We start from the raw sequence: 15,861 nt of genomic DNA on the forward strand, positions 1-15,861 counted from the left end.
TGAAAATAGTTCAAGGCCGATGTCGCTTTCCGGGAGGCTCATCCGTCGTCACAATGGGAAGCCGAAGAAATTCGCCCGAGCCTGGAAACGGATGCGATGACGATCACGATCACAGCATTTGAACGATCGCCCGATGGCGGCAAGGGACTGGCGCGCGATACGCGCGTTCGCTGGGCGCTCGAAGAAGTCGGACAGCCTTATGAGGTTCGTCTGGTTTCCTTCGCAGCGATGAAAGCGCCTGACCATCTGGCCATCCATCCCTTCGGCCAGATCCCCACCTATCAGGAAGGTTCTCTCTCGCTGTTCGAGACCGGCTCGATCGTCCTTCATCTTGCTGAGCAGCATGCGGGCCTGCTGCCGAAGGATCGCGATGCCCGCGCGCGCGCGATCACGTGGATGTTTGTCGCACTTAACACCGTCGAGCCGCCGGTCCTTGAATTAGCGACGGCAAAGATACTCGAAGCTGGCAAGTCCTGGAGCGAGGCGCGCTTGCCGTTGGTAAAGGACCGTGTTCGCGCCCGGCTGGATCAACTCTCGGCTCGCTTAGGCGTCGCCGACTGGCTCGATGATGCGTTCAGCGCGGGCGATTTATTGATGGTATCAGTGCTGCTGCGACTAAGAATGTCGGGCATTTTGGACGAATATCAAAACCTGGCTGCCTATGTCGCTCGCGGGGAAGCTCGGCCCGCTTATATCCGGGCTTTCGCCGCGCAATTTGCGATCAACGCCCCATCAACCAGCTGAAACATTAGCTCATAAAGCTGAGCCGACAGCAGGTTCGGGTCTACGACCAAGTCGCGTGGCCCCAGCTCCATGAAAACCATCGGCGCGGCGAAGCGCGGCGCGTCCGCCGCCTCGGCATCGATCCGGTTGATCTCGTGGGGTCGCGGCGCGTTGTGCCGGAACCAGTCGCTGGCCTGATGAGGTCGCCCGGAAGTGCCAAACCTTCGGGCGCGGTTGCGCATCAATTCGCTGTTGACAAATAGATTAGATAATTACTAATTCCTAGGAGATCAAAAAACCCGCCGCAGAGCGGACAAAGGGAGAGGAACCCATGAGACACGTCCTTGTGCGACACGTTCTTGCGCTCGCCGTCGTTGCGGCGATGACATCGGCTGCCCATGCGCAGGTCTCCGACGACTTCGTGCGGATCGGCGTGCTCACCGATCTATCGAGCTGGGGGCGGGACAATAGCGGGCCAGGCTCGGTCGAAGCGGCCAAAATGGCGGTCGAGGAATTCGGGCCGACCGTGCTCGGCAAGCCGATCGAGATCATCAGCGCCGACCACCAGATGAAGACCGATGTTGGTGTCCAGATCGTGCGCGGCTGGTTCGACAACAGCAAGGTCGACGCCGTCGTCGACATCCCGAATTCCGGCATCGCGATCGCGGTTCACAATATGGTCCGCGAGCGCAACAAGATCGCGCTGCTCTCCGGCCCGGGCGCAAGCTCGCTGACCGACGAGCTGTGCAGCCCCAACACCGTGCACTTCACCTACGACACCTACGCGCTGTCGAAGGTCACGGCCTCGGCCGTCATCAAGGAGGGCGGCAAATCCTGGTTCTTCATCACCGCGGACTATGCCTTCGGCCAGCAGCTCGAGAAGGATGCCACCCGCTTCGTCAACGAGATGGGCGGCAAGGTGCTCGGCGGCGTGCGCCACCCGACCAACACCGCAGACTTCTCCTCCTTCGCCCTGCAGGCACAGAGCTCGAAGGCCGATGTGGTGGCATTCGCCAATGCCGGCCAGGACACCGACAATGCGATCAAGCAGTCCAGCGAATTCGGCCTGGTGCAAGGCGGCCAGAAGCTGGTCGGCCTCCTGATGTTCGACACCGACGTCCATGCCGTCGGGCTGAAGTCGGCGCAAGGCACCTATATGACGACGGCGTCGTATTGGAACATGGATGAAGCGACCCGCGCCTGGTCGAAGAAATTCTTCGCCCGCGCCAACGTCATGCCGACCATGATCCACACCGGCGTCTACGGCTCGGTGTTGCATTATCTCAAGGCGATCAAGGCTGCCGGCACCGACGATCCGCAGAAGGTCATGGCGAAGATGCGCGAATTGCCGATCGAGGATGTTTTCGTCCATGGCGGCCGGCTGCGCGAGGACGGTCGCGTGATCCGCGACATGTATCTCGCCAAGGTGAAGTCGCCGGAACAGTCCAAGGAGCCCTGGGACTATCTCGAGATCGTCAAGACGGTGAAGGGCGAGGATGCGTTCCGTCCGGTGTCGGAATCCAAGTGCCCGCTGTTGAAGAAGTAGGATCGGTCGCGTGGCAAACGACGCACATGAGACGTATGAATGCGACGCGCTGGTGGTCGGCTCCGGCTGCAGCGGCCTGTCGGCCGCCGTTACCGCGGCGTATCACGGGCTCAAGGTCCTCGTGGTCGAGAAGGAGCCGCGGTTCGGCGGCACCACCGCGCGCTCCGGCGGTTGGCTCTGGATCCCCGGCACGTCGCTGGCGAAAGCCTGGGGCATCGCGGAGAGCCCGGATCAGGCGAGGGCGTATCTGCGGCACGAGGCCGGCAACAGTTTTGACGCCGCCCGCGTCGATGCCTTCCTGACCGAAGGGCCGAAGGCGATCGACTTCTTCACCACGAAGACGGCGGTGCGCTTCGACATGCCGCTGACCTTCCCGGATTATCACGCCGAGGCGCCCGGCGGCGCGCAGGGCGGCCGCTCCATGGTCGCCCGCCCGTTCGACGGCCGAGAGCTTGGGCCGGCCATCGCTAATCTCGGCAGCCCGCTGCCCGAGCTCACCGTGTTCGGCATGATGCTCGGCTCCGGCAAGGAGATCGTCCATTTCATGCGCGCGACGCGGTCGTTCACCTCGGCGTTCTACGTCGCCAAACGCCTGTCGAAGCACGCCGGCGACGTGATCCGCCACGGCCGCGGCATGACGCTGACCAACGGCAATGCGCTTGCCGGGAGGTTGGCGAAATCCGCCTTCGACCTGAACGTCCCGCTCTGGCTGTCGTCGCCGGTGCGCGAGCTGATCGTCGAGAATGGCGTGGTGCGCGGCGCGATCGTCATGCGCGACGGGCGCACGGTCCGCATCAACGCCAGGCGTGGCGTGGTGCTCGCCTGCGGTGGCTTTCCGCATGATGTCGCGCGGCGGCAGAAGATGTTCCCGCATGCCCCAACCGGCAAAGAGCACTACTCGCCTGGCCCTGTCGGCAACACCGGCGACGGATTGCGGCTCGCCGAATCCGCCGGTGGCCGCGTCGAGGATTCGCTGCCGAACGCGGCAGCCTGGGTGCCGGTCTCCGTCACCACGCGCAAGGACGGTTCGAAGGGCGTGATGCCGCACTTCATCGACCGCGCCAAGCCCGGCGTGATCGCGGTGATGCGCGACGGCAAGCGCTTCGCCAACGAAGGCAATTCCTACCACGACTTCGTGCAGGAGATGATGAAGGCGGCAAAACCCGGCGAGGAGATCGCAGCCTTCCTGCTCTGCGATCACCAGACGCTGCGCAAATATGGCCTCGGTTGCGTGCCGCCGCGCCCGATGCCAACAGGCCATCATCTCAAGACCGGCTATCTGAAACGCGGCAACACCCTTGCCGAACTCGCTGCGCAGACCGGGATCGATGCCGGAGGACTGGAGGCCACGGTCGCCGAATTCAACATCGCCGCCGCGGAGGGCCGCGATCCTTCGTTCGGCAAGGGCTCGCGCGCCTATAACCGCTACCAGGGCGACGCGCTGCACGGGCCCAATCCCTGCGTCGCGCCGATCGCGCAGGGGCCGTTCTACGCGATCAAGATGGTGATCGGCGATCTCGGCACCTATGCCGGCATCGTCACCGACGCGCATGCGCGAGCGCTGGACGCCGAGGGGCGGGTCATTCCCGGGCTCTATGCCGCGGGCAACGATATGGCGAGCATCATGGGCGGCAACTATCCGGGCGCCGGCATCACGCTCGGTCCCGCGCTGACCTTCGGCTATATCGCCGGACGTCATCTTGCCGGCGCTGTAAACGGGGGCACATGACCAGAGAAAGCCGCGGCATCCAATCGATCGAGGTCGGCGGGGAATTACTGCGCGCGCTCGCCCGCAGTGGCGAGCCGATGATGCTGCGCGATCTCGCGCGCGAGGCCGGCATGCCGCCGGCCAAGGCGCACCCCTATCTGGTGAGCTTTTCTCGCATCGGCCTGATCGAGCAGGACGAGGCCACCGGACGCTACGAGATCGGCGCGCTGGCGCTCGAGCTCGGCCTGATCAGCCTGCGCCGCCTGTCAGCGGTGCGGATCGCGACGCCGCGGATCGCGGCACTCGCCGGCACCATCGACCATGCGGTGTCGCTGTCGGTGTGGGGCACCCACGGGCCGACCGTGGTGCGCCTCGAGGAGCCGAGCCATCCCGTGCATATCGCGATGCGCGTCGGTTCGGTGGTAGCGCTGCTCGAAACCGCGACTGGCCGGGCATTCGCTGCATTCATGCCGCAAAACACCGTGAAGGCGGCGCTCGAGAGCGGCCTCGATCGCCTCGGCGTCGGCTACAACCCGAAGCGCGCGCCGAAGAGCCCGAAGGTCGCCGAAATACTCGCCGAGGTGCGTAGCCGCGGGCTGGCGCGCGCGCTTGGTGATCCATTGCCGGGCGTCAATGCCTTTGCCGCACCCGTGTTCGACCATACCGGCCGTGTCACGCTCGTCATCACCGCGATGGGGCCCGAGGGGACCTTCGATGCCGGTTGGGACAGTGCGATCGCGACCGCGCTGCACAGCTGCGCCGGCGATATCTCGCGTCAACTGGGCTATGGCACGGTGCGGGCGACGGGGTGAGTGAAACGGGCAAATCGGGCCCGAGCACCGCGCCCGATCGCGCCGCACGTGGTGTCAGCGACTCGGGAGTTCGCGGATGCTGTCCGCGATCTCGGCGGCGTGCGTCTCCAGCGCGAAGTGCCCGGTGTCGAGGAAGCGGACCACCGCGTTCGGGTTGTCGCGCTTGAACGCTTCCGCACCCGGCGGCAGGAAGAACGGATCGTTCTTGCCCCACACCGCGAGGAACGGCGGCTGATGGGTGCGGAAATAGTTTTGAAAAGTCGGATAGAGCGCGACGTTGCTCTTGTAGTCGCCGAACAAGTCGAGCTGCACGTCGTGGGCGCCGGGACGCCCCATGTAGAAATTGTCGAGGTTTTGTCCATCCGGCGACACGGCTTCCGGATCGGGGACGCCATGGGTGTATTGCCAGCGCGTCGTCTCCGGCGTCAGGAAGGCACGCAAGGCGTCGCGGTTCGCCGGCGACGGGTCTTGCCAATAGGCGCGGATCGGGGCCCAGCCGCCCTCGCTCAGGCCTTCTTCATAGGCATTGCCGTTCTGCGAGATGATGGCGGTGATCCGTTCCGGATGCTTGGCGGCGATGCGGAAGCCGGTCGGCGCGCCATAGTCGAACACGTAGACCGCGAAGCGATCGAAGCCGATCACCTCGGTGAAGCGGTCGATCACACCGGCAATATTGTCGAACGTGTAGCTGAACTTGTCGCGCGCCGGCATGTCCGATTGGCCGAAGCCGGGAAGGTCCGGCGCCACGATGTGGAATTTGTCAGCGAGCAGGGGGATCAGATCGCGGAACATGTGCCCGGCGCTCGGGAAGCCGTGGAGCAGCAGCAGCTTTGGCGCGCCTGATAAACCGGCCTCGCGATAGAACACCTTGAAACCGTCGACATCGGCGGTGCGGAATTTGATCTGGGACATCTGTCGCTCCTTGTGATGATGACTTGCCTGTAAGCGGGGGTTCTCAGCGCTGTGAAATACTGTGGACCGCGTCCTTGATAATGTCGGCGACTTGCGTTGGTGCCGTGACGATCGGGCTGTGATCGACGGCATGCGCGCGGATCACGGCCTTCATCCGCGCGGCCATGAAGCGCTGGGTCTCGGGCGCGATCATCCGGTCGTCCTCGGCGACCAGGAACCAGGACGGCACGTCCTTCCAGAGCGGACGGCCGACCGGCACGGTGATGCAGGCCGGTGAGATCGGCCGCTGCACCGCTGCGAGCACGGCGAGATCTTCAGACCTGGCGCATTGCGCGAAGGCCGATGCGAAAGCCGGCTCGGGAAGCCAGATCAGCCCATTGGCGTCCGGCGCGAGCTTCGGCGCGAACGGATGCGGCGGCAGGCGGTAGAACACATCGGCGACCGTCTCGCCCTCATCGGGCGCCAGCGCCGCGACGTAGACGAGTGCCTTGACGCGCGGCGATCGCGTTTCGGCGATGACGGCGCCGGCATAGGCGTGCCCGGCCAGCACGATGTCGCCTTCGACGCGCTCCAGCGTGCGGGTCAACACTGCGACGTCGTCGGCCAGCGAGGTCAGCGGCAGCGGCGCTGCCACCGCCTTGATGCCATCAGCATCGAGCGCCGTGATCACCCGCGCCCAGCTCGAACCGTCAGCCCACGCGCCATGGGCAAGCACCACGCTGACATCCTTGTTCGCCATCTGCCGCTCCTGTGTTTTGTTAGTAACCGTTTAAATGTCATTTGACAGGTTACGTCACTTATGGCTTGCTATGCGTAACTTGTCAACAGGCTCCAAACCGGTTATTTGCGGTGCGCCGAAAGACGCCGCCAGGAGGGCCTCATTTTGCAATCGCATCCGCCAGCCATCTTCATCGCTGACACGCTGGGCCTCGATTTCATCAATTCGATTGCGACCCCCGTCGATACGCCGGTCGACTGGATCGCCGATGGTGAAGGCCTGCTACGCTGGCTCAGGCAGGCGGACCTCGTTCCCTCAGATGTGATTGACGAACTGAAGGTCGGCGCTGTTGCTGGCGAGCTCGACAAAGTTGCCGACCTGGCGCGCGATTTGCGCGAATGGTTCCGCGGTTTCGTCCGCAAGCATATGGGCCGGCCGCTGACGCCGAAGGCGCTGCGGGAGCTGGAGCCGCTCAACCGTCTGCTCGAGCGTGACGAGGCCTTCAGCCGGATCGTGCCGCATCGTCATGAGGATCGAGACGGTGGTGGCGATGGTTTCACGCTGGAGCGGACGCGGCGCTGGCGTTCGGCCGAGTCATTGCTGCTGCCGGTCGGCGAGGCGATGGCCAAGGTCGTCTGCGAGGAGAGTTTTACCGACATCAAGGCGTGCGAGGGACCGGCCTGCACGCTGATGTTCGCCGATCACACGCGAGCGCGCGCGCGGCGATGGTGCAGCATGGCGATTTGCGGCAATCGCGCCAAGCAGGCCGCGCATCGCAACCGGATCAAAGACAGGGGCTGAAACCAGCAAAGACCACCAACAGGAGAAAAACAAAATGGCGACGCTTCCCTTGATCGTATTCGACGTCAACGAAACCCTGCTCGATCTCGACACCATGGAGCCGGTGTTCGCACGGATATTCAAAGACGACAGCGCGATGCGGCTGTGGTTCGCGAACCTCATCATGTACTCCGCCTCGCTCACGGTAGCCGGCTGCTACGTGCCGTTCACCGATATCGGCGCCGCCGTGATGAAGATGCTGGCCGATACGCGCAGCATCAGGATCGACGAGTCAGACAAGAAGGAGCTGACCGAGAAATTCTCGACCATGCCGCCGCACAAGGAGGTGCCGGCGGCGCTACGCAAGCTGCGCGCGGCCGGCTTCCGGCTGTTCACGCTGACCGACAATCTGCTCGAGGTGCAGACCCGCCAGCTGACGAACGGCGGCATCGTCGACCTGTTCGAGCGGCGCTTTTCCGCCGACGGCGTCAAACACCACAAGCCGTCGCGCCAGGCCTACGGCTATGTCGAGAAGGAGCTCGGCGTCCCCGCCTCGCAGTTCTGCCTGATCGCCTGCCACACCTGGGATACGCTCGGCGCTGTCGCGGCCGGCTGGGAGGCCGCGCTGATCAAGCGTCCCGGCAACGATCTGCTTGGCGTCGGCCCGCAGCCGCAGGTGGTCGGCGACAACCTCGATGATGTCGCCGACCAGCTGATCCACCGTTACAAAGCGGGCGGCTGACGGCCCGCCGACAGGCGATTATTCCGCCGGCGCGACGAAAAAATTCCGGCGCGACCCCGTTGCCTGCCGCGCCGAGGTGCCTTGCGACGACAGGCAAAACCACGCAAACTGCCGCATCGTCATAAGCAAGAAGAATATGCAGGGGAGACAACGATGAAAACACTCGCAGCCGCGCTGTGCGCACTGGCGCTGATGGTATCAGGCGCGCAGGCGCAGACGCTGAAGGATTTTCTGGCGGCCGTCACCAAGAAGTGGACCACGCCGTTCGAGCCGTTCCAGCTGATCGGCAACATCTATTATGTCGGCACCGACGGGATTGCGGTCTACATCATCAAGACCTCGCAGGGCCTGATCCTGATGGACACCGCGCTTCCGCAGTCGACCGGCATGATCAAGGACAACATCGCCAAGCTTGGCTTCAAGGTCGGCGATATCAAATATATCCTCAACACCCATGCCCATTTCGATCACACCGGCGGCTTTGCCGAGATCAAGCAGGAGAGCGGCGCGCAAATGATCGCCGGCAAGCGCGACGTGCCCCTGCTCGAAGGCGGCTATTATCCGGGCGACGAGAAGAATGCCGATCTGGCCTTTCCGGCGGTGAAGGTCGATCGCGCCGTCGGTGAGGGCGACAAGGTGACGCTTGGCGACACCACACTGATCGCGCACGAAACGCCCGGCCACTCGCCCGGCTGCACCAGCTGGGAGATGACCGTCCACGATAGCGATCAGGACCGCACCGTGCTGTTCTTCTGCAGCGGAACCGTCGCCCTGAACCGGCTGGTCGGAACCCCCACGCATGCCGGCATCGTCGATGACTATCGCGCGACCTTCGCCAAGGTGAAGGGCATGAAGGTCGACGTGCTGCTCGGGCCGCATCCGGAGGTCTACGACATGCAGGCCAAGCGCGCGCTGATGAAGGACGGCACGCAGAACCCGTTCGTCAAGTCCGGCGAGAATGCGACCTACGTGGCCGGGCTCGAGCAGGATTTCGACAAGCAGCTCGCCAAGCAGACCGCCGCGATGCAGAAGGCGAATTAGCTCTCCGCTGTTTCGGGGCACGCCAACGGGTCCGCGCAAAGCGCGGCCCGATGACAAGGCTTCGCGAGAGCCCGGAATCGATTTATCCACGAAGTTTGCGGCTCGATGGATTCTCAGATGCGCAATTGCGCATCACAGCTCGTGTTCCGCACGCCCCGGAATGATGGCGGTGACGTGCGTGGCGCAACAAAAGCGCGTGTGATGTCGGCGAGGATGAACAAGGGGAGCCATCGGCCCCGATGCCTCTGAAACGCATAAAACCGGAGCGAAATCCAATACGCTTTTCACCCCATCTCCCTTGAGTGTTCGTCAACCGCCGAGGCGGATGCTCGCACCGAGCTGGACATGTCAGGAGCCGAACATGCCGACCAAGGGACGAGCGACCGCGACCAATGCCGACGCGCATAAGCGCGAGGATATCCTGAACCCGCACGCCATCAGCACGCTGAGCGCAGGCGCCGTGAGCGCCATGAGCGCGGTCGGGGCCGCCGTGATCAAGCAGAACAAGGCTGCGCTCGACCAGAACGCGGACTGGTTCTGGCACATGTTCGCGAAGTGCGAGGCCAAGGCCGCGCGTCTCGCCGAGCAGGCGACGCACGATCCCAAGGCCTGCGGCGACGCGACCTTCATCGAGACCTACGCCAGGAACCTGCCGAAGCTGACGACCTCAGCGCTGGAAGCCCACGAAAAGGCGCTCAAGGCGAAATAAAGTTAGCCGGGGCGGGCTGTTCGCGCATCAACCGTTCACCAACCCCTGCTGGAAGCCAAGATTCAAAGAGACGCGACGCAATCATGCGTCGGGCATGGTGATTTGGCCTCGTTTGGCGTAAAGCACCCTCAAATCAGATCGCCACGCGCGCGGCCGTGCCGCCTGCCGGGCTCGCAGCATCGAGTCATCAGGCCCGATGGTCTGCGCCTGACCCAACCAAGGTTCCATCTCGTGTCCTTTCCGACGACAACTGCGCCGCTCGCCCGAGCTTTGGCCGAGCGCAACTATGACCAGCCGACCCCCGTTCAGCTCGCCGTGCTCGCGACCGAAGCCGCCAGCCGCGACCTGCTGGTTTCGGCCCAGACCGGCTCCGGCAAGACCGTCGCCTACGGGCTGGCGATTGCTACCGATCTGCTTGATAGCGCCGAGCGGTTCGAACGGGCCGCCGCGCCACTGGCCTTGATCGTCGCCCCGACGCGCGAACTTGCGCTGCAAGTCCAGCGCGAGCTCGCATGGCTTTATCAATATGCGGATGGGCGCGTCATCGCCTGCGTCGGCGGTATGGACCCGCGTCGCGAACAACGCGAGTTGGCCGCCGGCGCTCACATCGTCGTCGGGACGCCCGGCCGGTTGTGCGATCATCTGCGGCGCGGCCATCTCGACATCTCCGGCCTGAAGGTCGTCGTTCTCGACGAGGCCGATGAAATGCTCAATCTCGGCTTTCGCGAGGATATGGAATTCATCCTCAAGACCACGCCGGACACGCGCCGCACGTTGCTGTTCTCGGCGACGTTTCCGCGCGGCATCGTCGCGCTGGCAAAGCAGTATCAGAAGCACGCCTTTCGGATCGAGGTCGCCGGCGACGAAGGCGGTCATGCCGATATCGAGTACCGCGCCATCCGGGTCGCCCCGAGCGATGTCGAGCACGCGGTCGTCAACGTGCTGCGCTTTTTCGAATCGCCGAGCGCGCTGGTGTTCTGCAATACGCGGGATGCCGTCAGGCATTTGCAGGCGGCGCTGCTGGAGCGCGGCTTTTCCGTGGTCGCTCTGTCAGGCGAATTGACCCAGAACGAGCGAACCCAGGCGCTGCAGTCGTTGCGCGATGGACGGTCCCGTGTCTGCGTGGCGACCGACGTGGCGGCGCGCGGCATCGACCTGTCGAATCTCGATCTCGTCATCCATGCCGATCTGCCCAATGACGCCGAGGTCATGCAGCATCGCTCCGGCCGCACCGGCCGCGCCGGCCGAAAGGGTGTCAGTATTCTCCTGGTACCGCCGGCAAGATTGAGGCGTGCGGAACTGCTGCTGAGGACGGCCGGCATCGACGCGGTCTGGGGCACCGCGCCTCAGCCGGACGAAATCCGCAAGCTCGATCACGAGCGCATGTTGCATGATCCGGTGCTCACCGAAGAGTCGACATCAGACGATCTGATGCTGGCGCAGGCATTGCTGGCCGAGCGGTCGCCCGAGACCATCGCTGCGGCGCTCGCGCGCCTCTATCGCGCGCGGCTTCCTTCACCCGAAGACATTCTCGATCCGGGCCAAAACAGAGGCAGAGATCGTGACAAGGATCGTGACGATCGCGGCCGGGACAACATCCGACCGTCGCGCGGCGACGATCGTCCCGCCGCGCCCCGCGCGAAGGGCGGAAAATCATCTGCGCGTCACGGCATGGGCGAGGCCACCGTCTGGTTCCGCGCGTCCATCGGACGAAAAAAGAATGCCGAAGCCCGCTGGCTGCTGCCGATGATCTGCCGTCGCGGCGGCATCGACAAGAATGACATCGGCTCCATCAAGGTGATGGACACCACCACCGAGTTCGAAATTGCGGCGCGGGTCGCAGACTCCTTCGCGGTCAAGATCCGGCGTCCGGACAAGGAAGACACCATCCGCATTGAGCCGCTGGCAGACGGGTCCCCAAGTGAGGCATCCGCAGGTCAGGCGTCTTCGGAAAAGCCGTCGCACGCACCTTGGCGCGATGCCGGCGACGCCGGTCACCGCGCGCCTCGACGCGACGAAGCGCCAACCGAACACCGCGGCAAGCCGCACGGTAAGAAGGGCGCGAAATTCGGTGGAGAGCCGGGCTTCACGAAGAAGCCTGGTTTCGACAAGAAAAAGAAACATCAGGACGAGTCCGGCCACACCGGACGCCGACACTCGGCCGGCACGCCCCCCGCGAAGGGCGCATTCGGAAAGAAGCCGAAGAAGAAGCATCGCGGCTGATCTGTCGCTCGCATCCAAGTGAGGTGAGCACGCTCATCAGGCTCCCTCTCCCCTTGCGAGAGAGGCTTGGGGAGAGGGGGGCCCGGGCGAACTGATTGATGAGGGCATGTCGCGAGAATGCGAAGCTGCGTCCCCATCCACAATTGTCATCGCCCGGCCTGTGCGCAATTCCGCACAGGGACCGGGCGACCCAGTACGCCGCGGCCCATCGGCTCAAGCACAACTGTCTCTGGAATACTGGATCGCCCGGACAAGCCGGGCGACGACACCGAGGGTTGGGATGGAGGGCCGCCAGCGCACCCTTACCTCCGACTGGATCCCGCCACGCGCTTCGGCGCCTCCTTTGCCCCACCATCCCCCTTCGGCGCGCGCAGTGCGGCGGCGGCGAGGCGGACGACTTCGGAGATCTGCTGGAGCTGTCCGGCGAGCGGGCTGGATTTGCGCCAGACCATGCCGATGGTGCGCGAGGGCTGCGGGTTCTTGAAGCGCGAGACCGAAACCGGCGCCGAGCGGGTTTCCACCGCGACCGCCATTTCCGGAATCAAGGTGACGCCGATGCCGGCGCCGACCATCTGGACCAGCGTCGACAGCGAGCTCGCGTCCAGCACCTCGCGCGGCGGCGAGGACTGCATATTGCAGAACGACAGCGCCTGGTCGCGGAAGCAATGACCCTCCTCGAGCAGCAACAGCCGCATCTCGCGCAGCATCTCGCTCGACGGCACCGGCGTTCCCGCGGCTTCGGCCGGCCGCACCAGGAGAAAGTTTTCCGTGAACAGCGCGACCTCGGTCAGCGACGGTTCCGACACCGGCAGCGCCACGATCGCGGTATCGAGCCGGCCCTCCGCGACCTCCTTGATCAGTTTCGGCGTCAGCGTCTCGCGGACATGAATGTCGAGCTCCGGATGCGCGCGGGCCAGATTCTCGATCACTCTCGGCAACAGATAGGGCGCGATCGTCGGGATCATGCCGACGCGCAAGCGCCCCGCGAGCCGGTCGCGCGAGGCGCGCGCGAAGTCGCCGAGCTCATCGACCGAGCGCAGGATGTCGCGGACCCGATGCAGCAGCTCCTCGCCGAATTTCGTCAGGCTGACCTGACGCGCGCCGCGCTCGATCAGCACGCCGCCGACCGCCTGCTCCATTTCACGGATCTGCATCGACAGCGCAGGCTGCGAGATCGCGCAGGCATCCGCCGCGCGTCCGAAATGGCTGTGGCGGGCCAGCGCATCGAAGTAGCGAAGTTGCCGCAGTGTGACGTTTATCATCAGATTATCTTATCGATGCGATCATTAAAGTCAATTTCCCCTGATGGGATGGGTTTCGTAGAATGATTCCACGCGGAACGGTTGGAACCCCCAACCACCAAAGGAGCCGGTAATGTCAGAAGAAGCAAAATGCCCGTTTTCAGGCGGGAAATCCGCACCATCGAACCGTGATTGGTGGCCGAACCAGCTCGACCTCGGCATTCTCCATCAGCAGTCGAACCTCTCGGACCCGATGGGCGAGAGCTTCGACTACACCAAGGAATTCAAGAGCCTCGATCTCAATGCCGTGATCAAGGACCTGCACCATGTGATGACGGATTCGCAGGACTGGTGGCCGGCCGATTTCGGCCATTACGGGCCGCTGTTCATCCGCATGGCCTGGCACAGCGCCGGCACCTATCGCATCGGCGATGGCCGCGGCGGCGCCGGGGCCGGTCAGCAGCGCTTTGCGCCGCTCAACAGCTGGCCTGACAACGCCAACCTCGACAAGGCGCGCCGGCTGTTGTGGCCGGTCAAGCAGAAGTACGGCAAGAAGCTGTCCTGGGCCGACCTGATGATCCTCGCCGGCAACGTTGCGCTGGAATCGATGGGCTTCAAGACGTTTGGCTTTGCGGGTGGCCGCGCCGACGTCTGGGAGCCCGAGCAGGACGTCAATTGGGGTCCGGAAGCCAAGTGGCTCGACGACAAGCGCTACACCGGTGACCGCGAGCTTCACGGTCACCTCGGCGCCGTGCAGATGGGCCTGATCTACGTCAACCCGGAAGGCCCGAACGGCAAGCCGGATCCGCTCGCCTCGGCGCGCGATATCCGCGAGACGTTCGCGCGCATGGCGATGAACGACGAAGAGACGGTCGCGCTGATCGCCGGCGGTCACACTTTCGGCAAGACCCACGGCGCCGGTGATGCCTCGCTGGTCGGTCCGGAGCCGGAAGGCGGCCAGATCGAGCAGCAGGGTCTCGGCTGGTCGAGCAGCCACGCTACGGGTATCGCGGGTGACGCGATCACCTCGGGCCTCGAAGTCACCTGGACCTCGACGCCGACCAAGTGGAGCAACAACTTCTTCTGGAACCTGTTCGGTTACGAGTGGGAGCTGACCAAGAGCCCGGCGGGTGCCCATCAATGGAAACCGAAGCACGACGCGGGCGCCAATTCGGTGCCTGACGCGCACGACTCCGCGAAGCGTCACGCGCCGGCGATGCTGACAACCGACCTCGCGCTAAAGGCCGACCCGGCCTACGAAAAGATCTCGCGTCGTTTCTACGAGAACCCGGATCAGTTCGCCGACGCGTTCGCCCGCGCCTGGTTCAAGCTGACCCACCGCGACATGGGGCCGATCGTGCGCTATCTCGGCCCGCTGGTGCCGAAGGAGGAACTGCTATGGCAGGATCCGATCCCGGCGATCAATCATGAGCTGGTCAGCGAGCAGGACATCGCCAGCCTGAAGGCGAAGATCCTCAGTGCAGGCATCTCCGTCTCCGAGCTGGTCTCGACCGCCTGGGCGTCGGCCTCGACGTTCCGCGGCTCGGACAAGCGCGGTGGCGCCAATGGCGGCCGCATCCGTCTCGCGCCGCAGAAGGACTGGGACGTCAACCAGCCGGCCGAACTCGCCAAGGTGCTGTCCAAGCTCGAAGGCATTCAGAAGGAGTTCAACGCAGCGCAGACCGGCGACAAGAAAGTCTCGCTCGCCGACCTGGTCGTGCTTGGCGGCGCCGCCGCGGTCGAGAAGGCCGCCAAGGACGGTGGCCATGACGTGAAAGTGCCCTTCACGCCGGGCCGCACCGACGCCTCGCAGGAGCAGACGGACGCTCACTCCTTTGCCGCGCTGGAACCGACCGCCGACGGCTTCCGCAACTATATCCGCGGCAAGCATCCGGTGTCGGTCGAGGCGCTGCTGGTCGACCGGGCGCAACTGCTGACGCTGACCGCGCCTGAGATGACGGTGCTGGTTGGCGGCCTGCGGGTGCTCGGCGCCAACACGGGCAAGTCCAAGCACGGCGTCCTCACCGACAAGCCGGGCACGTTGACCAACGATTTCTTCGTCAACCTGCTCAACATGAACACCGTGTGGGATCCGGTCGCCGGCTCCCATCCTGACTCCCATGAGGTGTACGAGGCGCGCGATCGCAAGACCAAGCAGGTCAAGTGGACCGGCACCCGTGCCGACCTGATCTTCGGCTCGCACTCGCAGCTGCGCGCGTTCGCCGAGGTCTATGCCTCCGCCGATGCCAAGGAGAAGTTCGTCAAGGACTTCGTCGCCGCGTGGACCAAGGTGGCGAACCTCGACCGCTTCGAGCTGGTCAAGTAACCGGCCGTCAACGGTCACCAGACCAGGGCGGCGCTTCGGCGCCGCCCTGTTTCATTTCAGGGGTATCGCGAAGGCTCCCCGAGTTTTGTCCGTTCCGCTCAATCGTGAAGCTTCATGTCCCGGATCATCTCTTCGATCTCCGCCTGAGTTGGAGTCGGGATTGGCGGCGCACTGTTGGTTACGTATGGAACATCGCACTGTGCGGCCTCGTGCGGAGTTTGGACGATCGCGGTCAGGCTCGCCCAGCAAACCAGGAGCGCCACGATCCAGTCGAGCATATTGGGTACGGCCATTGCAGCACCAGCATAGTCATGTGCTGATGTTGCAGCCTGCTCAGGGCTTGCGCAATTCGGAAGCTACGAAACGTAGCTTCGGCGCTG

14 protein-coding genes are annotated in these 15,861 nt (G+C 64.3%); 10 read left to right on the top strand and 4 right to left on the bottom strand.

Annotated features, from left to right (window positions below; genetic code table 11):
* The first annotated feature begins 96 nt into the window (after positions 1 to 96).
* From UP10_RS23690 to UP10_RS23705, 4 genes are all read left to right on the top strand, one after another.
* Positions 97 to 744 carry a glutathione S-transferase family protein gene (locus tag UP10_RS23690; protein ID WP_044589653.1) on the top strand — a complete coding sequence of 216 codons (648 nt, stop codon included), beginning with the start codon at positions 97 to 99 and terminating at the stop codon, positions 742 to 744.
* A gap of 310 nt (positions 745 to 1,054) precedes the next feature.
* A complete protein-coding gene (locus UP10_RS23695) occupies positions 1,055 to 2,269 on the top strand; it encodes an ABC transporter substrate-binding protein (protein ID WP_044589654.1) in 1,215 nt (404 codons plus the stop codon).
* A 10-nt stretch (positions 2,270 to 2,279) separates the two neighbouring features.
* Positions 2,280 to 3,998, top strand: coding sequence for an FAD-dependent oxidoreductase (locus UP10_RS23700; protein ID WP_082077232.1), 1,719 nt, complete (start codon positions 2,280 to 2,282; stop codon positions 3,996 to 3,998).
* Positions 3,995 to 4,789, top strand: a complete 795-nt coding sequence (locus UP10_RS23705; protein WP_044589656.1) for an IclR family transcriptional regulator — start codon at positions 3,995 to 3,997, stop codon at positions 4,787 to 4,789. The genes UP10_RS23700 and UP10_RS23705 overlap by 4 nt, the downstream gene beginning before the upstream one ends.
* Before the next feature lie 54 nt (positions 4,790 to 4,843).
* On the opposite strand, the gene UP10_RS23710 is transcribed toward UP10_RS23705, so the two are convergent.
* Complete coding sequence (locus UP10_RS23710) at positions 4,844 to 5,701, bottom strand: alpha/beta fold hydrolase (RefSeq protein WP_044589657.1); 858 nt, start codon at positions 5,699 to 5,701, stop codon at positions 4,844 to 4,846.
* A gap of 43 nt (positions 5,702 to 5,744) precedes the next feature.
* Positions 5,745 to 6,440: an alpha/beta fold hydrolase gene (locus UP10_RS23715; RefSeq protein WP_044589658.1), complete on the bottom strand. Its 696-nt coding sequence runs from the start codon at positions 6,438 to 6,440 to the stop codon at positions 5,745 to 5,747.
* 141 nt (positions 6,441 to 6,581) lie between these two features.
* Here UP10_RS23715 and UP10_RS23720 point away from each other — a divergent pair, with 141 nt between their 5' ends.
* The 5 genes from UP10_RS23720 (at position 6,582) to UP10_RS23740 (ending at position 11,914) form a co-directional block, all read left to right on the top strand.
* On the top strand, positions 6,582 to 7,220 hold the full coding sequence (locus UP10_RS23720) for a CGNR zinc finger domain-containing protein (protein WP_044590074.1): 639 nt from the start codon (positions 6,582 to 6,584) through the stop codon (positions 7,218 to 7,220).
* A gap of 34 nt (positions 7,221 to 7,254) precedes the next feature.
* Complete coding sequence (locus UP10_RS23725; RefSeq protein ID WP_044589659.1) at positions 7,255 to 7,941, top strand: haloacid dehalogenase type II; 687 nt, start codon at positions 7,255 to 7,257, stop codon at positions 7,939 to 7,941.
* A gap of 153 nt (positions 7,942 to 8,094) precedes the next feature.
* Positions 8,095 to 8,982, top strand: a complete 888-nt coding sequence (gene blaBJP / locus UP10_RS23730) for a BJP family subclass B3 metallo-beta-lactamase (RefSeq protein ID WP_044589660.1) — start codon at positions 8,095 to 8,097, stop codon at positions 8,980 to 8,982.
* Positions 8,983 to 9,343: 361 nt separating this feature from the next.
* Positions 9,344 to 9,691 carry a hypothetical protein gene (locus UP10_RS23735; protein ID WP_044590075.1) on the top strand — a complete coding sequence of 116 codons (348 nt, stop codon included), beginning with the start codon at positions 9,344 to 9,346 and terminating at the stop codon, positions 9,689 to 9,691.
* Positions 9,692 to 9,922: 231 nt separating this feature from the next.
* Positions 9,923 to 11,914 carry a DEAD/DEAH box helicase gene (locus tag UP10_RS23740; RefSeq protein WP_044589661.1) on the top strand — a complete coding sequence of 664 codons (1,992 nt, stop codon included), beginning with the start codon at positions 9,923 to 9,925 and terminating at the stop codon, positions 11,912 to 11,914.
* Between the two features lie 302 nt (positions 11,915 to 12,216).
* On the opposite strand, the gene UP10_RS23745 is transcribed toward UP10_RS23740, so the two are convergent.
* Positions 12,217 to 13,176, bottom strand: coding sequence for a hydrogen peroxide-inducible genes activator (locus UP10_RS23745; RefSeq protein WP_044589662.1), 960 nt, complete (start codon positions 13,174 to 13,176; stop codon positions 12,217 to 12,219).
* A 112-nt stretch (positions 13,177 to 13,288) separates the two neighbouring features.
* On the opposite strand from UP10_RS23745, the gene katG reads away from it, so the two are divergent.
* Positions 13,289 to 15,481 (top strand): catalase/peroxidase HPI, encoded by a 2,193-nt coding sequence (gene katG / locus UP10_RS23750; protein ID WP_044589663.1) that lies wholly within the window; start codon positions 13,289 to 13,291, stop codon positions 15,479 to 15,481.
* Between the two features lie 98 nt (positions 15,482 to 15,579).
* On the opposite strand, the gene UP10_RS23755 is transcribed toward katG, so the two are convergent.
* Positions 15,580 to 15,774 carry a hypothetical protein gene (locus UP10_RS23755; protein WP_044589664.1) on the bottom strand — a complete coding sequence of 65 codons (195 nt, stop codon included), beginning with the start codon at positions 15,772 to 15,774 and terminating at the stop codon, positions 15,580 to 15,582.
* Between the last annotated feature and the right edge of the window lie 87 nt (positions 15,775 to 15,861).

Origin of the sequence: Bradyrhizobium sp. LTSPM299, assembly GCF_000938235.1 — a bacterium.
Taxonomy (GTDB): domain Bacteria; phylum Pseudomonadota; class Alphaproteobacteria; order Rhizobiales; family Xanthobacteraceae; genus Bradyrhizobium.